This window comes from Streptomyces liliiviolaceus (assembly GCF_018070025.1).
GTDB lineage: Bacteria > Actinomycetota > Actinomycetes > Streptomycetales > Streptomycetaceae > Streptomyces > Streptomyces liliiviolaceus.
On the sequence record NZ_JAGPYQ010000002.1, the window covers coordinates 798,427 to 821,758 of the forward strand.

22 protein-coding genes and 1 riboswitch are annotated in these 23,332 nt (G+C 70.5%); of the genes, 9 read left to right on the forward strand and 13 right to left on the reverse strand.

All coding sequences use genetic code 11. The features are described from left to right. Positions 1–132 precede the first annotated feature (132 nt). Positions 133–1,464, reverse strand: coding sequence for an aminotransferase class I/II-fold pyridoxal phosphate-dependent enzyme (locus tag J8N05_RS38900; RefSeq protein WP_210891597.1), 1,332 nt, complete (start codon positions 1,462–1,464; stop codon positions 133–135). A gap of 117 nt (positions 1,465–1,581) precedes the next feature. Between J8N05_RS38900 and J8N05_RS38905 the strand changes: the two genes are divergently transcribed. Next, complete coding sequence (locus tag J8N05_RS38905) at positions 1,582–2,259, forward strand: pyridoxamine 5'-phosphate oxidase family protein (protein WP_210894134.1); 678 nt, start codon at positions 1,582–1,584, stop codon at positions 2,257–2,259. Continuing rightward, positions 2,259–2,891, forward strand: a complete 633-nt coding sequence (locus J8N05_RS38910) for an FMN-binding negative transcriptional regulator (RefSeq protein ID WP_210891599.1) — start codon at positions 2,259–2,261, stop codon at positions 2,889–2,891. The genes J8N05_RS38905 and J8N05_RS38910 overlap by 1 nt, the downstream gene beginning before the upstream one ends. 156 nt (positions 2,892–3,047) lie before the next feature. On the opposite strand, the gene J8N05_RS38915 is transcribed toward J8N05_RS38910, so the two are convergent. After that, positions 3,048–4,106, reverse strand: a complete 1,059-nt coding sequence (locus J8N05_RS38915; protein WP_210891601.1) for an EamA family transporter — start codon at positions 4,104–4,106, stop codon at positions 3,048–3,050. Positions 4,107–4,221: 115 nt separating this feature from the next. Next, positions 4,222–4,770, reverse strand: a complete 549-nt coding sequence (locus J8N05_RS38920; protein WP_383939390.1) for a Clp protease N-terminal domain-containing protein — start codon at positions 4,768–4,770, stop codon at positions 4,222–4,224. A gap of 158 nt (positions 4,771–4,928) precedes the next feature. Between J8N05_RS38920 and J8N05_RS38925 the strand changes: the two genes are divergently transcribed. Together J8N05_RS38925 and J8N05_RS38930 are read left to right on the forward strand one after the other, a co-directional pair. After that, the gene (locus J8N05_RS38925; protein ID WP_383939427.1) at positions 4,929–5,156 is read left to right on the forward strand and encodes a hypothetical protein; all 228 of its coding nucleotides are present in this window, start codon (positions 4,929–4,931) and stop codon (positions 5,154–5,156) included. A 128-nt stretch (positions 5,157–5,284) separates the two neighbouring features. After that, entirely contained in the window at positions 5,285–5,713 is a 429-nt protein-coding gene (locus J8N05_RS38930; protein WP_210891606.1) for a type II toxin-antitoxin system Rv0910 family toxin, read from the forward strand. Between the two features lie 128 nt (positions 5,714–5,841). On the opposite strand, the gene J8N05_RS38935 is transcribed toward J8N05_RS38930, so the two are convergent. After that, the gene (locus J8N05_RS38935) at positions 5,842–6,498 is read right to left on the reverse strand and encodes a PadR family transcriptional regulator (RefSeq protein WP_210891608.1); all 657 of its coding nucleotides are present in this window, start codon (positions 6,496–6,498) and stop codon (positions 5,842–5,844) included. 214 nt (positions 6,499–6,712) lie between these two features. Here J8N05_RS38935 and J8N05_RS38940 point away from each other — a divergent pair, with 214 nt between their 5' ends. After that, a complete protein-coding gene (locus tag J8N05_RS38940; RefSeq protein ID WP_210891609.1) occupies positions 6,713–7,531 on the forward strand; it encodes a PhzF family phenazine biosynthesis protein in 819 nt (272 codons plus the stop codon). Between the two features lie 87 nt (positions 7,532–7,618). On the opposite strand, the gene J8N05_RS38945 is transcribed toward J8N05_RS38940, so the two are convergent. Continuing rightward, a complete protein-coding gene (locus J8N05_RS38945) occupies positions 7,619–8,419 on the reverse strand; it encodes a CPBP family intramembrane glutamic endopeptidase (protein WP_407700002.1) in 801 nt (266 codons plus the stop codon). Positions 8,420–8,615: 196 nt separating this feature from the next. On the opposite strand from J8N05_RS38945, the gene J8N05_RS38950 reads away from it, so the two are divergent. Continuing rightward, positions 8,616–10,385 (forward strand): substrate-binding domain-containing protein, encoded by a 1,770-nt coding sequence (locus J8N05_RS38950; RefSeq protein ID WP_210891613.1) that lies wholly within the window; start codon positions 8,616–8,618, stop codon positions 10,383–10,385. Between the two features lie 21 nt (positions 10,386–10,406). Here the strand turns inward: J8N05_RS38950 and J8N05_RS38955 are convergent, their stop codons facing one another. Next, positions 10,407–11,927: a glutamate--cysteine ligase gene (locus J8N05_RS38955; protein WP_210891616.1), complete on the reverse strand. Its 1,521-nt coding sequence runs from the start codon at positions 11,925–11,927 to the stop codon at positions 10,407–10,409. A gap of 674 nt (positions 11,928–12,601) precedes the next feature. Here J8N05_RS38955 and J8N05_RS38960 point away from each other — a divergent pair. Then, positions 12,602–13,192, forward strand: a complete 591-nt coding sequence (locus J8N05_RS38960; RefSeq protein WP_210891618.1) for a hypothetical protein — start codon at positions 12,602–12,604, stop codon at positions 13,190–13,192. 384 nt (positions 13,193–13,576) lie between these two features. Next, entirely contained in the window at positions 13,577–13,780 is a 204-nt protein-coding gene (locus J8N05_RS38965) for a DUF5999 family protein (protein WP_107018633.1), read from the forward strand. 87 nt (positions 13,781–13,867) lie between these two features. On the opposite strand, the gene gcvP is transcribed toward J8N05_RS38965, so the two are convergent. Beyond that, on the reverse strand, positions 13,868–16,753 hold the full coding sequence (gene gcvP, locus J8N05_RS38970) for an aminomethyl-transferring glycine dehydrogenase (RefSeq protein WP_210891630.1): 2,886 nt from the start codon (positions 16,751–16,753) through the stop codon (positions 13,868–13,870). Positions 16,754–16,937: 184 nt separating this feature from the next. Further along, positions 16,938–17,033: riboswitch (glycine riboswitch) on the reverse strand. Positions 17,034–17,137: 104 nt separating this feature from the next. Here gcvP and J8N05_RS38975 point away from each other — a divergent pair. Beyond that, on the forward strand, positions 17,138–17,512 hold the full coding sequence (locus J8N05_RS38975) for a PRC-barrel domain-containing protein (protein ID WP_210891632.1): 375 nt from the start codon (positions 17,138–17,140) through the stop codon (positions 17,510–17,512). A gap of 221 nt (positions 17,513–17,733) precedes the next feature. On the opposite strand, the gene J8N05_RS38980 is transcribed toward J8N05_RS38975, so the two are convergent. The 6 genes from J8N05_RS38980 to J8N05_RS39005 form a co-directional block, all read right to left on the reverse strand. Beyond that, on the reverse strand, positions 17,734–19,122 hold the full coding sequence (locus J8N05_RS38980; protein WP_210891634.1) for a DNA polymerase IV: 1,389 nt from the start codon (positions 19,120–19,122) through the stop codon (positions 17,734–17,736). A 91-nt stretch (positions 19,123–19,213) separates the two neighbouring features. After that, entirely contained in the window at positions 19,214–19,846 is a 633-nt protein-coding gene (locus tag J8N05_RS38985) for a MerR family transcriptional regulator (RefSeq protein WP_210891636.1), read from the reverse strand. A gap of 232 nt (positions 19,847–20,078) precedes the next feature. Continuing rightward, positions 20,079–20,552, reverse strand: a complete 474-nt coding sequence (locus J8N05_RS38990) for a bifunctional nuclease family protein (protein ID WP_006123076.1) — start codon at positions 20,550–20,552, stop codon at positions 20,079–20,081. 99 nt (positions 20,553–20,651) lie between these two features. Then, positions 20,652–21,386: a transcriptional regulator FtsR gene (ftsR, locus tag J8N05_RS38995; protein ID WP_210891638.1), complete on the reverse strand. Its 735-nt coding sequence runs from the start codon at positions 21,384–21,386 to the stop codon at positions 20,652–20,654. A gap of 43 nt (positions 21,387–21,429) precedes the next feature. Next, positions 21,430–22,401, reverse strand: coding sequence for an FHA domain-containing protein (locus J8N05_RS39000; RefSeq protein WP_107018627.1), 972 nt, complete (start codon positions 22,399–22,401; stop codon positions 21,430–21,432). 61 nt (positions 22,402–22,462) lie between these two features. Then, positions 22,463–23,329 carry a DUF881 domain-containing protein gene (locus J8N05_RS39005; protein ID WP_210891640.1) on the reverse strand — a complete coding sequence of 289 codons (867 nt, stop codon included), beginning with the start codon at positions 23,327–23,329 and terminating at the stop codon, positions 22,463–22,465. Positions 23,330–23,332: the final 3 nt, after the last annotated feature.

Genomic DNA, 23,332 nt, shown 5'->3' on the forward strand with positions numbered 1-23,332 from the left:
TGAAACGTATTCAGCCCGTCCGGCGTTTGAGGACCGGGGGTTCGGGGACAGCGCCCCCGAGTCGTTGACGGGAACGGGTAGGGGCGGCGGGGGCGAAAACCCGACGTGACCCCCACCGGCCGGCACACCCCCTCAGACATACCGCCGCCCCGGCCCCACCCCCACCGCCCCAGCAACCGCATCCGCCAAAACCCCCACCTCACCCGGCGCAAGCGTGGAAACGGTGATCCGCAACCCAGGAGGCGCGTCCGTACGAAAGCGCGCCCCAGCAGCCACCGCCCACCCCGAGTGCAGCAGCCGTGCAACCGCCCCGGTCTCGTCCGGAACGGGCACCCACACGTTCATCCCGCTGCACCCCTGCGCCCCGACCCCCCGCTCGGCGAGCGCACCTATCAGCGCGTCGCGCCGGAGCCGGTAGGCCGACGCCACGACCGCCGTGTCCACGGCACCGCTCGACCACAGCCGCACCACGGCCCGCTGAAGCAACCGGCTGACCCACCCCGGCCCCAGCCGCTGCCGCCCCTGCACCCGGTCCATGGTGACCGGATCTCCGGTCAGCACGGCCAGCCGCAGATCGGGCCCGTAGGCCTTGGCGACCGAGCGGGTGAAGGCCCAGTGCCGGGTCGCTCCGGCCAGCGGATGCAGGGGCAGATCGACGATCCGGTGCCCGTGGTCGTCCTCGACGAGCAGGGTCTCCGGGTACCGCTCCAGCACGGCCCGCAGCGCACGCGCGCGCGTGGCGCTCACCGCGGCGCCGGTCGGGTTCTGCGCGCGGTCGGTGACGATCAGCGCCCGCGCACCGCCCTCCAGGGCGGCCCGTACGGCGTCGGGCAGCGGCCCCTCGCCGTCGACCCGGACGGGCACGGCCCGCAGCCCGAGCGCGGGGACGAGGTCGAGCACGCTGTGCCAGCCGGGATCCTCCACCGCGACCGCGTCCCCCGGCCTGAGGTGCGCGACCAGTACCCGCTCGATGCCGTCGAGCGACCCCGAGGCGACCACGACCGGCCCGTCCGGCACTCCGTCCGTGTCCAGGTCGGCGCGGGCGAGCCGGGCCAGTTCCGGGTCCACGGAGGCCTCTCCGTAGAGCGTCGGTTCACGGTCCGCGTACTCCGCCGCCGCCGCGAACGCCTCACGGAGGGAGGGCAGCAGGGCCGGGTCCGGATTGCCGTCCGACAGATTCCGTACGCCGGGCGGGACGTCCAGCCGGGACAGTTCCCGCGCGGTCGTCACCGGCTTGGAGCGCACACGGCTGCCGCGCCGGCCCGCGGTCTCGATGACTCCGCGTTCACGCAGGGTGCGGTAGGCGGCCGCGACGGTATTCGGATTCACCTCCAGCCGGGACGCCAACTCCCGCATCGGCGGCAGCAGTTGCCCCGGCTCCAGCTCCCCCGACCCCACCGCACGCTCGACACTGGCCGCAATCTCGGCTGCGCGCCTGCCTTCGATCCGATACTCTCCTAGCACAAAGCAGAGTATGCACTAGTGCAAAAAGCGACGCAAGCCGAACGCACCCGCCCCGGCGGACCGCCCCGCACCCGGCGCACACCTGCGAGCACCGACGACGCCGACCTGGAGAACCCCATGACGGAGACGGCCACCCCGCGCCCCGCCACCTACACCCCGACCGACCGCACGGTCCCCACCCGCTCCCGGGAGCGCGCCGCGTACGACCACGAGATGGTGCACGCGATCCTCGACGAGGGGTACGTCTGCCATCTCGGGTTCGTCCGCGACGGGGCGCCCGTCGTGCTGCCCACGCTGTACGGGCGGGTCGGCGAGCGGCTCTACGTGCACGGCTCGACCGGTTCGCGCCCGCTGCGCATGGCGGGGCAGAGCGACCCGGGTCTGCAGGTCTGCCTCACGGTCACCCATGTGGACGGGCTCGTGCTGGCCCGCTCGGCCTTCCACCACTCGATCAACTACCGCTCCGTCGTGGTGCACGGCGTGGCCCACCAGGTGACGGACCCGCAGGAGAAGCGGCAGGCCCTGGACGCACTGGTCGACCACGTGGTGCCCGGCCGCTCGTCCGACTCACGGGCCGCCAACGCCAAGGAGCTGGCCGCGACCTCCGTACTGCGGCTCGACCTCGACGAGGTGTCGGCGAAGCTGCGCACCGGCGGCCCGAACGACGAGCCCGAGGACCTCGGCCTGCCTCACTGGACCGGAGTCCTCCCCGTCCGCACGACCTACGGAGCCCCCGTACCGGCCGACGACCTGGCTCCGGGCATCGGGGTCCCGGACTACCTGACGACCCTCTGATGCTCATACATCCCTGGGACGCGCCCCACGACGACTGCGAGTGGCAGCGGTGGCTGGCCGTCCACGACTTCGGACAGCTCGCGGTGAACGGCCTGCCCGGCGAGCCACCGCACGTCCAGCCGCTCCACTTCGTCCACGACCCCGACCGCGGCGAGGTGCTCGCCCATCTGGCCCGGCCGAACCCGCTGTGGCCCGCCCTCCTGGCCGATCCGGTCGTGACCCTGAGCGTGGTCGACGACTACGTGTACGTCCCCGGTCCCTGGCAGGCACCGCCCGGCACCCCCTCCGAGCACGGCACCCCGACGAGTTTCTACGCGGCGGTGCAACTCCGCTGCACCGCGCACGTGGTGGACGACCCCGCCGAGAAGGCCGAACTGCTGAACCGCCAGGTCGGTCACTTCCAGCCGGAGGGCGGTTCCGCCGAAGCCGCCGTCGGGGAGGCCCCGTACGGCCGCCTCCTGCCCGGGATCCGCGGCCTCCGGCTCGAAGTGACCGGCGTACGGGCGAAATTCAAGTACGCGAATCACCGTACGGAGGAAGTCCAGAACCGTGTCGCCGCCGAACTGTCCGCGAGGGGTGGCCCCCGGGACGCGGCGGCGCGAGAGCAACTGATGAGGCGCCGCCGGGCCTGACACCGGCTCCGGCACCGGACCTCCCTCGTGTCCGACCGTGCCGTACGGGCCCTACAGGGGTGGGCCCGCACAGCACGGTCGGACATACCGAGGCGGGCCGACAGGGCAGGTCACGGCGCCTTCGGACGGCCCGGCCGGGACCACCTGCGCACAGCCCTAACCGGCGATGCCCCGCCCGGACAGCCGCTCCCTCGCGACGCCGTCCACGCCGTCCGCACCCTCCGCGCCGTCCGAACCGTCCGCGCCGCCCACGCCGTGCGCCACCGGAGCCTGCGACCCCTTGGTCGGCGCGGACGTCTGCGCGATGAAGGCACCGCACAGCACCACCGCCCCGCCGACGATCTGCGGCGCCGAGAGATGCTCCCCGAGCAGGACCCAGGCGAGCACGGTCGCGATGACCGCCTCCAGACACGCCACGACTCCGGCCACCTGCGGCGAGAGCCTGCGCACCGCGAGCACGCCGGTCACGTAGGCGACGACCGTCGCGATCAGCACGATCCACCCCAGGAGCAGCGAGGCGGCCACGGTCGTCCCGTCCATCTCCGCACCGCCCCCGAGGACCGACCAGTCCATGCCCCACGGCCGCGCCACGAGCGTCAGGACGAGCGCGCCGACGAGCAGTCCGTACGCGATGACGCCGAGCGGGGCCGGTGCCTCCTCCCCCGCGTCACCGCCCTGGTCGGACAGGACGAAGTAGCCGACCTGGCAGCACGCGGCGCCGAGCGCCAGCAGCAGCCCGAGGACGTCGAAACTCAGCCCGGCCCACACTTCGACGACACAGGCGAGACCGCCGACGGCCAGGACGACGCCGAGGGCCGCGGCACGGGTGACGGGCCGGCGCTGCACGAACCGCACCCACCCGAGGACCAGCGCGGGCGCGAGGTACTCCACGAGCAGTGCGACGCCGACGGGGATCCGGGAGATGGAGGCGAAGTAGAAGGCCTGGACACCGGCGACGGCCAGCAGTCCGAACCCGGCGAGCAGCGCGGGGCGCTCGCGCACGAGATTCCGGTGGCGTACGGCCAGCGGCAGCATGACCAGTGCGGCGCCCGCGACGCGCAGCCAGACGACGTGCAGGGGATCCAGGCCCGCCTCGATCAGCGGCTTGGCGGCGACACCGGAGCCGCCGAAGGCGACCGCCGACCCGAGCGCGAGTCCCAGCCCGACGCCTCTGCCACGGTTGACCCGGCTGATCTCTGACGTATGCACCGGCACATGATGACAGGCGAGGACATGAGCGTCACCCCCGTTGACACCTGTCTCAACGACTGGACGCGCGCACGCCCGTACCCGCCGGGCCCACCGGCGACTCGGACTCGGTACTCGGGCTTCAGGCTTCGAGACCCCGGCGCCGCTCCGCCACGCCGTCGAGGCGCACCAGCAGCTCCCGCACGTCGACCCCCGCGCGTCCCAGCACTTCCACGGCGCGCGACTCGGGTTCGGCGACGAGCGCGGCGAGCAGGTCGACACCGTCCGCGAACGGGTCGCCCCGCCGCACGGCACGTCCGTACGCGGCCGCCATGACGCCGGCCGCGACCGGCGACCACCCGTCGCCGGTCACCGTCGGCACCGCGCCGGAGTCCTCGACGGAACTCTGCCAGCGGAGCCCGTAGCCGATGCTGCGCTGGACGAGGTAGCCGAGCAGCCGGGCGACCTGCGGGCCACTCTCGAAGGCCTCGCGCACCTCGGGGTCCGACTCCAGGAGCGTGTGCAGCAGGTGAGCCGTGTCGATCTGCCGGTCACCGTCCCGCAACGCCCTTCTGCGCGCGCTCGCGACCATCGCCGCCAGCTCGGCACTGAGGCGGGCCTCGACATCGGGGCCCACCGGGCCGCGCTCGGCGGCCTGCTGGTGGGGACTGTGGGGAAGACGGTGTTGCACGACTCCCACCTCATCAGCCCGGCGGCATCCGGTCATCCTCGTGGGGAAGCATTTCCGCGTCCGACACAGGGTGGGCACCGGTGTCCGGCTCCTCCTCCTTACGGATGACATCACGCTGTTTTCCCCTGAGCAGCGCGCGCCGCTTTGCTCCGCGCCCCTTGCGCAACCGTCTCGCTCCGGCGCTCGTCCACACGGGCATGGAGAGCGGGTGCTGGCTGGTGGCCCTGCCGTCGGTGGACGGCAGACAGTACGTGTACCGGGTCTACGCACCCGAGGACGCGCTGCTCGCCGACCTGTTCTGGGAGGCGTGGCACTGCCACGACGAAGGCCCCTTCCCGCGCGCGTGGGACGTGTTCGACGCGGCGGTGATACGACGGATGCACTGAGCCCGCGGCGGCACCTCCACATTCTCTGACGGTTCATCAGTATTGAATGTTCAGGGTTCTACGGCTACGTTCCGCGACACCGTAGCCAGCTGCGCCCGGCGCAGCGCCCGAGACAAAGGGGTGGCCGCATGGCCGAAGTCAGCGCGGAAGCACGGATCGAGGCGCCCGCGGAGAAGGTCTGGGCGCAGCTCACGGACTTCTCCTCGTACGGCGAGTGGAACTCCACCCACACCAGCTTCCCCAAGGGCGGCCCCGAGACCCTCGCGGTCGGCGGCACCTTCGAGGAGAACATGAAGCTCATGGGCTTTCCCGCCGAGGTCAACTGGACCATCGAGGAACTGGAGACGGCCCGTACGCTCGCGATCCGCGGCAAGGGGCCCATGTCCGTGACGGTCGCCACGCGCTACACCCTGATCCCGGACGGGGACGCCACCACGGTCCGCATCGACGGCGAGTTCACCGGCGCCGCCGTCTCACTGATGGCGGGCAAGCTCAAGGACTCGGCGACGGCGGCCCTCGACGAGTCCCTGCGCAAACTGAGCGGGCTCGTCTCCTGAAGGATCCCCCGCCACCCCCACAGACATTTCCACACGCACGCAGCCCCCACTCCGTCCCCCAGCCACACAGGGGGTACCTCGCGGTCGAGGTACCCCCCTTGCCACGGCCTGTTCGGCCGGGTGCCCCATCAGTCCTCGTCGGCGAGGATCAGATACAGCTTCTTGCGTGATTCGTTGATGACGGCCAGCGCCTTCTCGCGCTGCTCCTTGCTGCCGGTCTTCCAGACCTGCCCGAACGCCTCCATCAGACCGAAGCCGGCCTGCCGGATGTCGCTCAGCGCCTCCCAGTCGACCCCGCGCCCCGCGTCCTCCCAGGGTGCGTCCGCACCCTCGTCGGCCGCGGCGCGACCTTCCTCGGTCAGCGAGAACAGCTTCTTGCCGCCCTCGGTCGCGCTGCTGATCAGACCTTCGTCCTCCAGCAGCTGAAGAGTGGGGTACACCGAGCCGGGACTGGGCTTCCACGCCCCGCCGCTGCGCTCGGCGATCTCCTGGATCATCTCGTAGCCGTGCATGGGCCGGTCCTTGAGCAGGGCCAGGATCGACGCGCGTACGTCACCGCGCCGCGCCCTGCCGCGCGGTCCGCCCCGGCCTCCGCGCCCGCCCCAGGGGCCCGGGCCGAAGCCGGGACCACCGAAGCCGGGTCCGAAGGGACCGAAAGCCCCACGCCGGCCTTCGAAGCCGCCCTCACCGGGACCGCCGGGGCCACCCCGGCCGCGTCCACGGCCGTGTCCATGCCCATGACCGGGGCCGAAGCCCGGTCCGTATTCCTCTCCATGGGAACGCATCGCAATCACTCCATTCCATCGTTGATCTGTCGCGATGCGTCAACGATATATCGGAATAGCTCGCCCGGCAAGCCCCTCCCGACAGACGGCACGCTGAAGGCGCGCCGAAGAGGCACAGAAGGCGTCAGAAGGCAGCCGAGAGAGGGGCAGAAGGGGCCGCCCGCCCCGGATTGGCCTTGGCCCGCGCCCGTGAGCGGCGTCTAGCGTCGGGCGCATGCGGATTCGTATCGTCGACGCCTTCACCGACCGCCCCTTCGCCGGGAACCCGGCCGGGGTCCTCCTCTTCGACGCCTCGGCGTCCTTCCCGGACGACGCGTGGCTCCAGAACGTGGCCCTGGAGGTCAACCACGCCGAGACGGCGTTCGCCCGTCCCCTCCCCGAGGGGGGCGAGGCCGACTGGGCGCTGCGCTGGTTCACCCCCGCGGCCGAGGTCGCGATGTGCGGCCACGCGACCCTCGCCACCGCCCATGCGCTGGTCACCACGGGAGCCGTACAGGGGCCCGTACGGTTCGCGACGAGAAGCGGTGTGCTCGTCGCGACCCCGGGGGACGACGGCTCCCTCACGCTGGACTTCCCGACCGCCCCGCTCACCGCGGTCGAGGTCCCGGCGGGTGTGGCCGAGGCCCTGGGCGCCGAGCCCCTCACCACCCATGACACCGGCCCGAACGTCGGCGACCTGCTCGTCGAACTCGCCGACGAGAAGACGGTCCTGGGCCTGAAGCCGGACATCGCGTCCCTGGGGCGCTACTCAGAGCGCGGCATCATCGCCACGGCCCGCGCCGAAGACCCCTCCCGGGGCTACGACTTCGTGTCCCGCTGCTTCTTCCCGAACTTCGGCATCGACGAGGACCCGGTCACCGGCAGCGCCCACACGGCCCTCGCCCCGTTCTGGTCCGAGCGCCTGGGCCGGACCGAACTCACCGGCCTCCAGGCCTCGGCCCGCTCCGGGCGCGTCCGTACGGAACTCCGGGGCGACCGCACCCTGCTCTCGGGCCGCGCGGTCACCGTGATCGAGGGCGACCTGCTCGTCTGAGCCGCGCGGACCGGCCCCAGAACGGACAAAGGGGCGTACGGCTCACCCGTACGCCCCTTCACGTGCCCCACACCGGCCGCGCGCCCCTCAAGCGGTGGGCAGCCAGTCGACCTTGCCCGCCAGCAGCGCGTATCCCACGAACGCCCCGATGTCGAGGAGCGAGTGGGCGACCACCAGCGGCCCGATCCGCCCCCACCGGCGGTAGAGATAGACGAAGACCACGCCCATCACCATGTTGCCGATGAACCCGCCGATGCCCTGGTAGAGGTGGTACGAGCCGCGCAGCACCGAGCTGGCCACCAGCGCGGTGAGCGGGGTCCAGCCCAGCTGGCCGAGGCGGCGCAGCAGATACCCGACGACGATGACCTCCTCCAGGATCGAGTTCTGGAGCGCGGAGAGGATCAGCACCGGGTACTTCCACCACACCTCGGGCAGCGCCTCCGGGACCACGGTGAGGTTGAACCCGAGTCCGCGGGCCGCCAGATAGAAGGCGATCCCCGTACTGCCGATGACGGCGGCGATCCCCGCTCCGCGGGCGAGGTCGAACCACGGGCGCGTGCGGTCGAACCCGAGGGTGCGCAGCCCCTTGCCCTCACGGATCAGGAAGTGCGCGACCAGGGCGACCGGCACCAGCGCGGACGCGATCCCGAACAGCTGCCAGGCCAGATCGAGCCAGGGACGGCCCGGGGCGGCCGAGGCGTTGAGCGTGGCCGCCTGGTCCTTCAGGCCTCCCGGTCTGGTGACCGAGCCCACGAAGCTGATCAGCGCGGAGACCCCGCTGGCCCCGAGCGAGACCCCCAGTACGAGCAGCGTCTCGTCGCGGAGGATCCGCCGCCCGGGCTGTCCCTCGCCAAAGGAATCAGCCACCGGCTCCTGCCCCACCTGCACTCATGCCTCCAGTTGCGTAATCCCGTCTCATCCCCATCTTCGCCCCGCTAGGGTCTCGAAAGAAGTTGCGAAGATCGTGCGTGACAGGCCGTCAAGGGACGGACGCCATGTGGGGTGCACATCCTGTGTGCCATACCATTCGGCCATTTCACCGTTTCAACGGCTCCGGGCTCGATCAGGGAGGGGCACCACCGCCATGGGACGTCACAGCTTGCCCGACGGGTTGCGCAGGGGCGGCACCGCCCCCCGGTCACGGACGCGGCACCGTAATGTGGCGCTCGCGACCGCCCTGGTGACGATCCTCGCCGGCGGTACCGTCGCCGCGATCGACAGCGGCCTGCTCTCCTTCGGCTCGTCCTGCTGGGACGACACCGTACGGCTGAGGATCGCCGCGGCTCCCGGTATCGCGCCCGCGCTCAAGGAGGCGGCCGAGTACGCCCGGGACAACGACGTGACGTCCGACGGCAGCTGCCTCGACGTCAGTGTGACCGCCCAGGACACCTACAAGGTCGCCGACGCCCTCCGGTCGAAGCGCAGGAGCGCGACCGAGTTCGAGGCGTGGGTGCCGGACTCGGGCGTGTGGGTGGACAGGGTCATGGCCGACAACCAGTCGATCTCGGTGACACCGGCGGGCAATGTCGCCTCCTCACCGATCGGTGTCGCCATGGTCCCGTCGGCCGCGAAGTCCCTCGGCTGGCCCAAGAAGACGTACTCCTGGACCGAGCTGGCCGGGGTCACCATGACGAGCGACCGGCTCAAGCTCGGCGGAGGCGACCCCTCGCGCAGCGCCACGGGTCTGCTCGCGCTGACCCAGCTGGCGCAGACGGCCGGGAAGTCGAAGGGCGGCGACACCTTGGCGGCGGCCACCGCCAAGGCCCTCTCGCAGCGCACCTCCGACAGCGACGGCCAGGTCCTGGACACCCTGCCGCGCGACCTCTCCGGCACCGAGCAGGGCAATCCGAAGCGCAACCAGGCGCTGATCCTCTCCGAGCAGGCGGCGTTCGCGTACAACGAGTCGGCGGACAGCGGCGACGATCTCGACCTCTTCTACCCGAAGGACGGCGCGCCCCGGCTCGACCATCCGTTCGCGCTGGTCGACGAGCCCAACCTGACCACGGACGAGAGCCGGGCCGCGCTGCGGTTCATGACGCTCCTCGGCGAGCCCGACGGACGCAGGATCCTGGAGAAGCACGGCTTCCGTACGGACGAGGACGAGACCCCGGCCGCGCTGGTGGCCGAAGCCGGCGGCCGGGCCCCGCAGCCGTACCGCGAGGTGCCCGAGAAGCCGGCCACGGACAAGGAGATCGAGGAAGCCCTCGGCATGTGGACCATCACGGTCCAGAGTGCCCGCATCACGACGGTCGTCGACGCCTCCTCGTCCATGTCGGACCCGGTGCCGGGCACCAGCGAGTCCCGGATGGACGTGACCAAGGCGGCGCTGCTCCAGGCCCTGGCCACGTTCACCCCGGAGGACGAGATCGGGCTGTGGAAGTTCTCCAGGAGGATCGACGGCAAGCGCGACTACCGCGTCCTCGTCCCGACCGGCCGGCTCGGCGACCAGGTGGGCGGCAGCACCCAGCGCGACCGGCTGTCGGCGGCCTTCAGCGACCTCAAGCCGGTCAAGGACGGCGCGACCGGCCTGTACGACACCACGCTGGCCGCGTACAAGGAGGCCGCTGCCTCCTACACGAAGGGCAAGTTCAACGCGCTGGTGCTGCTGACCGACGGGGTGAACCAGGACGCCGGGAGCATCTCGCGCGCCGACCTGATCGCCGAACTCCGCAAGATCGCCGACCCGGAGCGTCCCGTGCCCCTGATCGCGATCGCCGTGGGCCCGGAAGCCGACAAGAAGGAGCTGAACGAGATCGCGGAGGCGACCGGCGGCTCGGGGCACCTGGTCACCGACCCGTCCCAGATCCACGCGGTGATCCTGAAGGCCGTGGTGAAGGCGGGCGACAAGGCCTGACCCGCCCTCACCCGACGGACCTCACCCCAGCGGAACCGCCGGCTCCGGCAGCCCCACCGGCCAGGTGTGCACCGGCTCACCGAGGTGCATCAGCTCGCTGTACCGCTTCGTCGTGGCGGCCAGCGCCGCCTCCCGCCCCATGTTGCTCTCCAGCGCCCGGTGGAACGTCCGGGACTGCCAGGAAGCGCCGTTGACCCCGCGCTTGCAGCGCTCCTCGATCACCCCGAGGTAGAGGTCCCGGTCGGCCGGCTCGACGCCCCACGCGTCCAGGCCCGCCGCCGCGAGCGGCAGCAGTTCGTCGCGCACCAGCTGCACCCCGGGGACGCGCGTGACCCCGCCGTACCTGCCGCGCCGCGGCCACTCCAGTTGCGCGTCGATCCCGTACCGGCAGGCCTGGTCGAAGTTGGCGGCCGCGGCCTCGAAGGGCAGCCGCGTCCAGACCGGCCGCGCCTCCGCGGCGAGGGCGCGCACGAGTCCGTAGTAGAAGACCGTGTTGGCGACGACGTCGATCACCGTGGGGCCCGCGGGCAGCACCCGGTTCTCGACCCGCAGATGCGGGACGCCGTCGTCGATGCCGTACACCGGGCGGTTCCAGCGGTACACGGTGCCGTTGTGCAGGACGAGTTCGGCGAGCTTCGGGATGCCGCCCTCGTCGAGGACGCGCATCGGATCCTCCTCGTCCCGCAGCGGCAGCAGGGGCGGGAAGAAGCGCAGGTTCTCCTCGAAGAGGTCGTACGCCGAGGAGATCCAGCGTTCGCCGAACCAGGTGCGCGGCCGCACCCCCTGCGCCTGCAGTTCGGGCGGGCGGGTGTCGGTGGACTGCTGGAACAGCGGCGGCCTCGACTCGCGCCACAGCTCACGGCCGAAGAGGAACGGCGAGTTGGCGCCCACGACGATCTGCGCCGCGGCCGCGATCTGGGCTGCGTTCCACACGTCGGCGAACCGGTCCGGTGTGACCTGCAGATGCAACTGCACGGACGTGCACGCCGCTTCGGGCGCGATGGACGCCGAGGTGCACGTGAGCCGCTCCACGCCCTCGATGTCCAGGGTGAAGTCCTCACCGCGGGCCGCGACGATCTGGTCGTTGAGCAGCGTGTAGCGGTCCACGTCCGAAAGGTTCGCGGAGACCAGGTCGTCCCGGGCGAGGGTCGGCAGAATACCGATCATCACGATTCCGGCATCGACCTCGTTCGCCTTCCGGTGGGCGTACGCGAGAGAGGTCCGCAGTTCCTCGGCGAGCCGGTCGAATACCCGGCCTTCGAGTCGATGGGGAGCAATGTTGACTTCCAGATTGAACATGGCGAGTTCTGTTTGGAAATCGCGGCTCGCGATTCGTTCGAGTACTTGCGCATTCATCATTCGCGGCATGCCGTCCGAGCCCGCGAGATTCAGCTCGACCTCCAGGCCCATGAGATTCCTGGGGCGGTCGAACCGCTCCTCCGCCAGCAACCGCGCCAGCCCCTCCAGGCACTGTTGAAGCTTTTCTCGGTACCGTCGGCGGTCGGACAGACCGATCGTCCCCGCCACGACCTTCTCCCCCATCGAAGCTTCCCTCCTCGACTGGGCCGCCCGAAGAACCGGCCGCCGGTGTTCCGGGTCACGGGGGATGATGCCCAGGCAATGTGATCGATAACGCCCCGGACCTGCCCCCCGGGCACTACTCTGGACTCAGCTCTCGTCGGGCACATTCACTAGGCATGAGGCGCCACATTTTTCTTCACGGTCGACTCTGTCGTGAAAAACGCCGACGAGAACCGGCCGTCCACTTCGGAAGAGTAATCCGAGGTCATCGACGGGTACCCGCCGAGAACCAGGACCAAACACACGTATCGGCGACCTAATTGTCTCTTGCACTTAATGCGCGGAACAGCTAGCCGAAACACGGGCTGAACACGTGTCGTATAAACTCCGCGAACGAGGCAGAGAGTTGGCGCTCGTGGTCGCAGGGCCCGTCGTCGAGGTGACGGCGTTAACCCGAAGGGCGGCCCGTGCGGCGTCCTGTGCGTGCGATCGCAAAGTCGCCGGAAGGATCTTGTAGCGAAGCGAGGCTACCGGAGCCCTCCGGCCTCTCGGCGAGCATGCGTGCCGGACACCGCGCGGCAGGCATCACTTCGGCGACAGGCCCTATGCCCCCGCCCCTTTGACCCCGAGAGCTGACAGCGCCGTCCGCCCCCGCCCCTGCGCCACCATGCCTGTCGAATGAGAGGCGACCCACCATGCCGCTGCACGTCCCTCCGGCTCCCGCGCCGGCATTGCGCTCCGTCCGCACGGCCCTCGGTTCCCCGACCGCGGTCCGTGAAGCCCGCACTCCGTCCCTCCGCGACACCCCGGGACCCCTCACCGCCGAACTCCCGCTGCCCGTCCACGTACTCGACCGAATCACCCCGGCGGGTACCTCGGCCACCCGGCTCGCCGGATGGCGTTTCCTCATCCGCTGCCACGAACGCGCGGTGGCGGCCGCGGACACCAGGCTGACCCCGGACGGCTGGGCCTTCTCCCACTTCTTCGAGGGCCCGTACGTCACCGCGACCGAGCGCGCCCTACGGCAGGCCGAGACGATGCAGGGGTCGTACCAGCCACGCCTGCTCTCCGTACCCGAGCTCTACATGCTCACCCTCTGGCTGCACGGCGACTTCGCCGCCGACGGCACGAAGGGCCACCTCGCCGCCACCGACCTGCTGGTGCCGCTGGCGCCCGCCCCGCCCGGTATCGCCGCCCACCGCCCGCACCGGGTGGCCGAACTGCTGCCCGTACTGACCAACCGGCTGGCACCCGCGGCCACTCCACTGCTCGGCTCACCCGCCTGAGAGCACCCTGGTTCCACCACCGCCCCGCGGCCACCACCCCGGCCGCGGGGCACCTTGCTGCGCGGACGTGACCTTGCTGCGCGGACGTCGCTCGGAGTGACACGTGCAAGACGCAGCGCACGCCCGGCCCGTCCGGACTAGCCCCATCCGACCATTGCGAACCACCCGAAGGGACACCCCAGTTGAGATGAACCGTCCGCACGGGTGATGCGTCATCAACCTGTGAGGAGCGCTGGCGTCAAATCCCTGCGGATTGACGCCCATAGGGCAACACTGGGTTCCGGACCATCTGACAAACGGGGGGCGGCCATGGACACCAGTTCGAGCCGCGGAACAGACCACACACCGAGCACCGACCTCACACCGAAGCGAAAGATCCCATCAATGTGCCAGCACCAGCGACCGTGCCCGACAGCCGACTCCGCCGACCGGGAGGCAGCGCTCCTCGTGGCGCACCACCCGGAGCAGGGATGGAGCCTGCTGTGCAACGGCGTCCTGCTCTTCGAGGACACCGGTGAGCTTCTGCCGGACGGCCGGATCATCGCGCCGCACCGGCCGCTGGCCCTTGATGTGATGACCGCTGCCTGAGCGGCACAGCACGGACGACAGGAACGACAGCGGGGCCGGCCCCGGGAAGCACTCCCGGAACCGGCCCCGACGCATGTCCGGGCGCGACTACTCCTCGTAGGCGTCCAGCGGCGGGCAGGAACAGACCAGGTTCCGGTCGCCGTACGCCTGGTCGATGCGCCGCACCGGCGGCCAGTACTTGTCGGCGGCCGAGACCCCGGCCGGGAACACGGCCTCCTCGCGGCTGTACCCGTGCTCCCACGTGCCGCCGAGCGCACCGGCCGTGTGCGGGGCGTTGCGCAGCGGGTTGTCGTCCGCGGCCCACTCGCCCGAGCCGACCTTCTCGATCTCCGCGCGCACGGCGATCATCGCGTCGCAGAACCGGTCGAGTTCGGCCAGGTCCTCGCTCTCGGTGGGCTCGATCATCAGCGTGCCGGCCACCGGGAACGACATCGTCGGCGCGTGGAACCCGTAGTCGATGAGGCGCTTGGCGACGTCGTCGACGCTCACGCCGGTCGCCTTGGTGAGCGGCCGCAGGTCGATGATGCACTCGTGCGCCACGAGTCCGCCGGGACCGGTGTAGAGAACCGGGAAGTGCGGCTCCAGGCGCTTGGCCACGTAGTTGGCGCTGAGCACGGCGACCTGCGTGGCCCGCTTGAGGCCTTCCCCGCCCATGAGCCTGACGTACGCCCACGAGATGGGCAGGATGCCCGCGGAGCCCCAGGGAGCCGCGGAGACCGGGCCCACGCCCGTCTCCGGCCCCGCGGCGGGCTGCAGCGGGTGGTTCGGCAGATACGGCGCCAGGTGCGCGCGCACCCCGACCGGGCCGACGCCCGGACCGCCGCCGCCGTGCGGGATGCAGAAGGTCTTGTGCAGGTTGAGGTGCGAGACGTCGCCGCCGAAGTGCCCCGGCTTGGCCAGGCCGACCAGCGCGTTGAGGTTGGCGCCGTCCACGTAGACCTGCCCGCCCGCCTCGTGCACCTGCGCGCAGATGTCGGCGACGTGCTCCTCGAACACCCCATGGGTCGAGGGGTACGTGATCATCAGCACGGACAGCTCGTCACGGTGCTGCTCGATCTTGGCCCGCAGGTCCTCGACGTCGATCTCGCCGTCCTCGGCGGTCTTCACGACGACGACCTTCATCCCGGCCATCACCGCACTCGCGGCGTTCGTGCCGTGCGCGGACGACGGGATGAGGCAGACCGTGCGCTGCTCGTCGCCGTTGGCCCGGTGGTAGCCGCGGACGGCCAGCAGACCGGCCAGCTCGCCCTGCGAACCGGCGTTGGGCTGGAGCGACACGTTGTCGTAGCCCGTCACCTCGGCGAGCCGCTCCTCCAGCTCACGGATGAGCGTGAGGTAGCCCTGCGCCTGCTCGGCGGGCGCGAAGGGGTGCAGCTGCCCGAACTCGGGCCAGGTGACCGGCTCCATCTCGGTGGTCGCGTTGAGCTTCATGGTGCACGAGCCGAGCGGGATCATGCCGCGGTCGAGCGCGTAGTCGCGGTCGGCGAGACGGCGCAGGTAGCGCAGCATCGCGGTCTCCGAGCGGTACTGGTGGAAGACCGGGTGCGTGAGGTACTCGTCGGCGCGCAGCAGCGGGGCCGGCAGCGTGTCCTCGGCGGTCCCGTCCAGCGCGGCCACATCCCCGTCGACGCCGAACGCCGACCAGACGACTCCCAGTTGGGCGCGCGTGGTCGTCTCGTCACAGGACAGGGAGAGGTGGTCCGCGTCCACCAGGTGGAGGTTGACCCCGCCCTGACGGGCGGCGGCGAGCACCTCGGCGGCCCGGCCCGGCACCCGCACGGTCAGGGTGTCGAAGTACGCCTCGTGGACGACCTCGACCCCGCCCGCCGTCAGACCGGCGGCGAGGATCGTGGCGTACCGGTGGGTGCGCCGGGCGATGCCCTTCAGTCCCTCGGGACCGTGGTAGACGGCGTACATCCCGGCCATCACGGCGAGCAGCACCTGGGCCGTGCAGATGTTGCTGGTCGCCTTCTCACGGCGGATGTGCTGCTCCCGCGTCTGCAGGGCCAGGCGGTACGCCTTGTTGCCGTCCGCGTCGACGGAGACACCGACGAGCCGTCCGGGCAGGCTGCGCGCGAACTTCTCCCGTACGGCCATGTATCCGGCGTGCGGTCCGCCGAAGCCCATCGGCACACCGAAGCGCTGTGTCGTACCGACAGCGATGTCGGCGCCCAGTTCACCGGGCGAGGTGAGCAGCGTCAGGGCGAGCAGGTCGGCGGCGACGGTGACGACCGCGCCCAGCTCGTGCGCCTGGTCGACGACGGGCGCCAGGTCGCGTACGGCACCGGAGGCGCCGGGGTACTGCAGGAGTACGCCATTGATCTCACGCTCCGCGAGCCCCGCCGGGATGCCGTCGCTGAGGTCGGCGACGACGACCTCGACGCCGGTGGGCTCAGCGCGGGTCTCTATCACCGCAATCGTCTGCGGCATGGTGTCCGCGTCGATCAGGAAGAGGCCCTTCTTGTTCTTCCCCATGCGCCGTGACAGGGCCATGGCCTCGGCGGCCGCCGTGCCCTCGTCGAGCAGCGAGGCCCCGGAGGTCGGCAGTCCGGTCAGCTCGGCCACCACGGTCTGGAAGTTCAGCAGGGCTTCAAGCCGCCCTTGCGAGATCTCCGGCTGGTACGGCGTGTACGCCGTGTACCAGGCAGGACTCTCCATGACATTGCGCAGGATGACGGGCGGCGTGAACGTCCCGTAGTAACCGAGCCCGATCATCGAGTCCAGCACCTGGTTGCGGTCCGCGAGGGAGCGCAGCTCGGTCTGTACCTCGGCCTCGGTGCGCGCGCCCGGCAGTTCGAGCGCGTCGGCGTTCTTGATCACATCCGGCACCGCGGCGGCCGTCAGCTCGTCCAGCGAGCCGTACCCCACCTGCGCGAGCATCTTGGCGCGGGCCTCGGAGTCGGGCCCGATGTGACGCTGCTCGAAGGGGATTCCCTGTTCGAGCTCGGAGAGCGGAATACGTTGGACGGTCATTGCGGAGGCCTCCTGGTCTGACGACCTTCGAGGGGCACCACTAGGTGGGTGCCCTAACGGCCTCCCCCTCTGTCATCTCAACCTGAGAGCTTCACCGGCTCGCCGCGAAGGCGCACCGGCTTTCACCGTCGGTGAGAGCGGAGCCCGTCGACTACTCGAACACCCCTCTGCTTTCCAGAGTGACCTCGTCCATGCGGTACGTGTGCCTGAGAGATTCCGGGGAGGATTTGCTCCTTCGGCGCCTCCGATGAAGCCTGGAGGACTCTCCCGCACGGGGTCAGCAGCCGTCGCCCAGCCTACCAGCGGGGTTCCCTCAAGTGGCCGCCCACCTCAAAGTGCTCTTTCGTAGTGCTTACGGATGAGTTGCGAGCAGCTGGAGGGCCCGTGCAGACCGACATCGATCCGCGCAACCTGATAGGCCGCAAGGCGTTCGACCGCAACGGCACGAGGATCGGCACCGTCGACGAGGTCTACCTCGACGACGCGACCGGCGCACCGGAGTGGGCGGCCATACGCACCGGCCTGTTCAGCCGGGACGCCTTCGTCCCCCTGGAGCCCAGCGAAGTGGTCGCCGAATCCCTGCACGTCCCGTTCGAACGCGCCCTGATCAAGGACGCCCCCGACTTCGGAGTAGGCCGCCACCTCTCCCCCGAACAAGAACTACAGCTCTACCACCACTACGGCCTGGACGTATCCCCCACACCCCCCTTCCCAGACAAAGACTTCGGCCACCTGGCAAACAAGGAAGACCCCACCTGACAACCGCCCCACCCGGGGGCGCGAGGAACGGCGCGACCAGCCCCCACCGGCTGGCAGCCGACGAACGACCCGAGGCCCCAAGGGGCGCGGGGAACGGCGCAGTCTTTCGTCTTCAGGGGCGCGGGGAACGGCGCAATCTTTCGTCTTCAGGGGCGCGGGGAACGGCGCAATCTTTTAGGGGCGCGGGGAACTGCGCGACCAGCCACAACGCTCCCGCACCCTCAAGACGCACCCCCACCCCCCTCCCCCCGTGCAACCAACGGCAACGCCTCCGCCGACTCCAACAAAGGATCATCAACCCGAAACGTCTTCACCCGCCCCGGCACGGAATCCGGCGTCTCGAACCGCACAGTCACCCTCCCCAGCCCACTCCCCTGCACCCACCCGTGCCCGAACTCCGCATGCCGAACATCGTGCCCCGCCCGCCACACCCGCTCCGCGGGCCCGGCCACCGCAGCGTCCTCGACGGCGACGGCGACCGCCTTGACCTCCTCCGGGCGCTCACCCGACGCCGCCTCCTCCACCCCCGCCGCAGCGGCCCGCGCCTGCGCGAAAAGATCCTCCTGCGTGTAGTCGGCGAGCCCGGTCACCCCCACCCCCAGCAGCCGCACACCCCCCGTGGTGTCCACCGCCTCCAGCAGCCGCGCAGCAGCCTCCCGAACCACCGCCGGATCGTCCGTGGGCCCCCGCAACGTCTCGGACCGCGTCAGCGTCGAGAAGTCGTACCGCCGCACCTTCAGCACGATGGTCCGCCCGGACAGATGCGCACCCCGCAACCGCTGGACGCACCGGTCCGCAAGCCGCTGCACCTCCATGCGCACGCGCACCCGGTCATGGATGTCCACGTCGTACGTGTCCTCGACGGACACCGACTTGGTGTCCCGCTCGGCCACCACGGGCCGCTCGTCGCGGGCCAGCGCCATCGCGTACAGGGCGAGCCCATGCGCCTTCCCCAGAAGCCGTACAAGCTCGTCCTCCCCCGCCTCCGCGATCTCCCCGACCGTGCTGATCCCGCCCCGCCGCAGATGGTCGCCCGTGGCGGGCCCCACCCCCGGCAGGATGCGTACCGGCATCGGTGCGAGCAGTGCCCGCTCGGTGCCCGGCTCTATGAGCACGAGTCCGTCCGGCTTGGCCTGCTCGGAGGCGATCTTCGCGAGCATCTTGCAGGCCGCGAGCCCCACGGATCCGGTCAGCCCCGTGACGGCCCGGATGTCGTCGCGCAGCTTCCTCCCGGCCAGCAGCGCGGACGCCTCGTCCCAGGCCGTCTCCCCGGCCTCCAGATCCACGAACGCCTCGTCCAGGCTCAGCGGCTCCACCAGTGGCGACAGCTCCCGCAGCAGCCCCATCACCTGCTCGCTGATCTGCCGGTAGAGACCGAAGCGCGGTACGAGATACGCCGCGTTCGGTGCCAGCCGGCGGGCCTGCGCCATGGGCATCGCCGAATGCACCCCGAAGACCCGCGCCTCGTACGAACAGGTGGAGACCACGCCACGCGGTCCGAGGCCGCCCACGATGACCGCTTTCCCGCGCAGGCTCGGCTTGGACGCCTGCTCCGCCGAGGCGAAGAAGGCATCCATGTCGAGATGCAGGATCGTGGGCGCGGTTCTCACATGTCCGATGCTGCCCTACGCCACTGACAATGCCCCGGCCCGTCGCCCCACGAAGCGCCGCAGGACCGCCGGCACGCCCCCTGAGGGCGTCTCAGACCGCCCGGTTGCGCCGCCGGGCCAGCTCGTCCGCCGGATTGGGCCCGACGAGCGTCTCGCCCGTGTCCACACGCTCTCCGTGCAATTGTGAGAGCCCACTCTCGACGTCCCGCCACACCACGCCCACGGCGATACCAAAGATCCCCTGGCCGCCCTGGAGGAGGGCATGGACCTCGTCGGGCGAGGAACACTCGTAGACCGTCGCGCCGTCGCTCATCAGCGTCATCCGCTCCAGGTCGCAGGAGCCCCGCTCCTTGAGGTGCTGGACCGTGGTGCGGATGTTCTGCAGCGAGACCCCCGTGTCGAGGAACCGCTTGACGATCTTCAGGACGACCACGTCCCGAAAGCTGTACAGCCGCTGCGTCCCCGACCCGTACGCGGCCCGCACGCTCGGCTCGACCAGCCCGGTCCTGGCCCAGTAGTCCAACTGCCGATAGGTGATCCCCGCGGCCGCGCAGGCCGTGGGCCCGCGATAACCGACCTCCTCGGACGCCACCTCGCCGTCCCCCGGCACCGCTGTCGGCCGTTGCACGTGATCGGCCGCGCTGCTGTGAAGCGGGTACGGGCCACTGTCCCCCGGACCGCGTCCGGGAGCACCCCCAGCCGTACCGCCGCCGCTGCTTCTCACGCCGACCTCCGTCCTTGAACTGCCTTCTCGACGGTAGGCAGTCACCAGGGGCTCGTCAACGATCGCCACACTCGGCACGCCGGGTGATAATCACCCTAAGAGTGGTTTCCCGTGCCCCACCGCGGGGAAAGGCTAGCCGAATGTCCCCGGGGCGAGGCTCGCACGGCGCGTCGTCCGACGGCCCCGGAGGGTCACCGACCGGCGTCTCGCGCCACCACCGGCTGTCGGGCGGTCACTGGCTGTTGGTACCGAAGTCCTCGGGCGAGATCTGGTCGAGGAACTCGCGGAACTTCTCCACCTCGTCCTCCTGCTCGTCCGGGATCGCGATACCGGCGTCGTCCAGGACGCCGTCGCTGCCGTAGATGGGCGTCCCGGTGCGCAGGGCCAGCGCTATGGCGTCGGACGGCCGCGCGCTCACCTCGACTCCACTGGCGAACACCAGCTCCGCGTAGAAGACACCCTCCCGCAGGTCCGTGATGCGCACTTCGGTCAGCTCCTGACCGACGGCCTCCAGCACGTCCTTGAACAGGTCATGGGTCAGCGGTCGCGCGGGGGCCATGCCCTGCTGCGCGAAGGCGATCGCGGTCGCCTCCCCCGGCCCGATCCAGATGGGGAGGTAACGGTCGCCTCCCACTTCGCGCAGGAGCACGATCGGTTGGTTGGAGGGCATTTCGACCCGGACACCTACGACGTCGAGCTCGTTCACACAGCAACCCTAGGCCGTGCCCGGCACCTTTGGGTAGTCGAGCACGGAATGGGTGCCCTATCCCACGTTCCACGTCCGGCGTCCGCAGGGGTCGCCGGGTCAGGGAAGCCGCACCCCGAGGGCCGACTGCACCAGGGCGGCGTGCAGCTTCACCGCGAGTCCCGCCAGCTCCTTGGTACGCGCCTGGGCGTGTGCCCTGGTCTGCGGGTTGCGGTGCAGCCGCAGGGGTGCCACGACCTGGTCCACCAGCCCGGCCTCGCGGTCGGCGGCGGCCTTCACGGCACGCAGATGACGCGGCTCGATCCCGAACCGCCCCAGTTCCAGCACCAGTCCGGCGACGGTCACCGCCTCGGCGTCGTACACCCCGTCGAGCAGCGGGGTGATGAGCCCGTACGACTCCCACTCGGCGAGCTCCTGCTCGTCGATCTCGGCGGCGGCCAGCAGCTCGGCCCGCCCGATGCGGGCGACGACGGGCCCCTCCGGCTCGCTCGGCGCCTCTCCGTCGCGCTGACGCCCCACGGAGGGCGGTGGAGGCGCCTCTCCGCGCTCCATGGCGTCCAGGTGCTCACGGATGACCTTGAGGGGCAGATAGTGGTCCCGCTGCATCCTCAGGACGTGTCCGAGGCGCTCGACGTCGTCCTCGCTGAACTTGCGGTATCCCGAGGGGGTGCGCTGCGGCTCGATGAGGCCCTCGGACTCCAGGAAACGGATCTTGGAGACGGTGACCTCGGGAAATTCGTCACGCAGCACGTTCAGTACCGTGCCGATGCTCATCAGCCCGTGGTCCGTGGCGGCGGCGCCGTGTCCGGCACCGCCGCTCGGTGTTCGAAGCATGGACCTTCCCTGGGGGTCTCCCCGGACAAAGTCTGGGGGAGGGTCAGATGCCCCGCTGGCTCGCGTAGAAGACCAGCCGGTACTTGCCGATCTGCACCTCGTCACCGTTCGACAGGGGGACCCGGTCGATGCGCTCCCGGTTGACGTACGTGCCGTTGAGGCTGCCGACGTCCGCCACCGTGAACGAACCATCGGGCTCACGGCGGAACTCCACATGGCGGCGCGACACGGTCACGTCGTCAAGGAAGATGTCGCTCTGCGGATGACGGCCGGCGGTCGTCAGATCGCCGTCCAGGAGGAAGCGGCTGCCCGAGTTGGGCCCCCGCCGCACCACCAGGAGCGCCGAGCCGAGCGGCAGGGCGTCCACGGCGGCCTGCGCCTCGGGAGACAGCATCGGCATCTGCGTCTGGCCGGTCGCCTCGGCGTCATAGGCCTCAAGACCGGAGATGGAGATCGTCGAGGTGGTCTCCGACGGACGCTCCGGGGTCGCCCCGGCCCGCAACGGCGCACCACAGTTGGAGCAGAAGCGGCTCGCTTCCGCGTTGCGGTTACCGCACCTCGTACACACCAGGGCCGACATGGACGGATCCTCCTGCCGCGGCTGCCCCGCCGGGGTATTGGACGCGTACGGGTCGGAGCCGAAACCTCCACCCGCACCTGAGGTTGACGGATCTCCGAAACCTATGCGCCCCGACTGGGCAGGGTCAACAGACGGCGCGCCCTGACCACCGGAAATGTCACCGGGCGGCCCACCGACCTGGTCCCGGAACAGCGGGCGGTCCCCCTGCTCCTCGCCCTCCGCGGGGCGCGGTGCACGGTGCCGGGCAGTGGCGTTGTCGCTGCCCTCTCGTGCGCTCTTGCCGAACAACTTCGCAAACAACTTCACGGGCGATTCCCCTTGACCGAAACAGACCCGCCCGTGGGGCAGGACGAACCCTGATTGCACACACCGGTCGAGCCGGACACCCTCACAACGTCCGTATCCACCAGACAGTTTCCACCACGCACCACCCATTCGGTGCGTCGACCCCCCGCAAGCTCATGCCCTCGGAGAGCCACCTCCAAGCGCCCCCGGTTCACTGGGAGGACGACCGAGCGTAGTCAGGCCGCTCGGCGGGTCGCAAGGCGTCCACGACGATCTTGTCCGACCGCTCCACCGTGACAGTGGCCTGCTCCTTCTCCAAAGTCTGCACCACTCCGCCGGGGATGTTGAGCGCCGGTTCGAGGTCCTGGGGTTTGCCGATGACCTTGAAACGATACGGGGCGCTGATCTTGTTCCCGTCCACGGCGACTCCCCCGCTCACATCCGTCAGATAGGTGCCCGCGACGATCCGTACGCCATTGACCTGGATGGCCTCCGCGCCCGCCGCACGGAGCTCCTGGACGGCGTCGAGCAGCGAGTCGGCCTCGACCGTCCCCTCCCCGTCGTCGATCGTCAGTGTGATGCCGGGGCCCTGCGCCGCCACGGTGCCCGCGAGAATGCCGAGTTGTTTCTCCTTCTCGACCGTCTGCTTGCGGGCCTCCTCGGCCTGGTCCGAGCTGTTCTCCAGCTCGGTGCGCTGATCTTCCAGCCCCTGCTTCTCCTCTTCCAGACGCTGAGTACGGTCGTCGAGTTCATCGAGGATGCGTACGAGGTCCTCCTGGCGTGCGCCACGCAGGGCGCCGTCGCTGTCGCTGTTGGACGCGACCTGGACGGCGAGGCCGAATCCGAGGCCGAACAGCAGCAGCGCGACGATGAGTTGCGCGCGGGACACCCGCGGCGGCCACAGCCCCATCAAGAGCCGCTGCCGGCCCGTGGGACCGGTCGGTCCGTCCGGCTCCTGCCCGGCCCGCTCCGGGCCGGGCTCCGGCGCCTTCTCCGGTGTCTTCGTCCGCACCTCTTCGGGCAGTTCCTCGCGCAGCGGGTTCTCTGGGGTTCCCGGCGTCTCGTCGTTGCTGCTCATCGG

Bases quoted from the DNA above. Each gene is read 5' to 3' on its own strand.
- J8N05_RS38905 (WP_210894134.1), top strand. From the start codon at position 1,582: ATGACGGAGACGGCCACCCCGCGCCCCGCCACCTACACCCCGACCGAC.
- J8N05_RS38910 (WP_210891599.1), top strand. From the start codon at position 2,259: ATGCTCATACATCCCTGGGACGCGCCCCACGACGACTGCGAGTGGCAG.
- J8N05_RS38930 (WP_210891606.1), top strand. From the start codon at position 5,285: ATGGCCGAAGTCAGCGCGGAAGCACGGATCGAGGCGCCCGCGGAGAAG.
- J8N05_RS38935 (WP_210891608.1), bottom strand. From the start codon at position 6,498: ATGCGTTCCCATGGAGAGGAATACGGACCGGGCTTCGGCCCCGGTCAT.
- J8N05_RS38940 (WP_210891609.1), top strand. From the start codon at position 6,713: ATGCGGATTCGTATCGTCGACGCCTTCACCGACCGCCCCTTCGCCGGG.
- J8N05_RS38950 (WP_210891613.1), top strand. From the start codon at position 8,616: ATGGGACGTCACAGCTTGCCCGACGGGTTGCGCAGGGGCGGCACCGCC.
- J8N05_RS38955 (WP_210891616.1), bottom strand. From the start codon at position 11,927: ATGGGGGAGAAGGTCGTGGCGGGGACGATCGGTCTGTCCGACCGCCGA.
- J8N05_RS38960 (WP_210891618.1), top strand. From the start codon at position 12,602: ATGCCGCTGCACGTCCCTCCGGCTCCCGCGCCGGCATTGCGCTCCGTC.
- J8N05_RS38965 (WP_107018633.1), top strand. From the start codon at position 13,577: ATGTGCCAGCACCAGCGACCGTGCCCGACAGCCGACTCCGCCGACCGG.
- gcvP (WP_210891630.1), bottom strand. From the start codon at position 16,753: ATGACCGTCCAACGTATTCCGCTCTCCGAGCTCGAACAGGGAATCCCC.
- ftsR (WP_210891638.1), bottom strand. From the start codon at position 21,386: ATGCTTCGAACACCGAGCGGCGGTGCCGGACACGGCGCCGCCGCCACG.
- J8N05_RS39000 (WP_107018627.1), bottom strand. From the start codon at position 22,401: ATGGGTGGTGCGTGGTGGAAACTGTCTGGTGGATACGGACGTTGTGAG.
- J8N05_RS39005 (WP_210891640.1), bottom strand. From the start codon at position 23,329: ATGAGCAGCAACGACGAGACGCCGGGAACCCCAGAGAACCCGCTGCGC.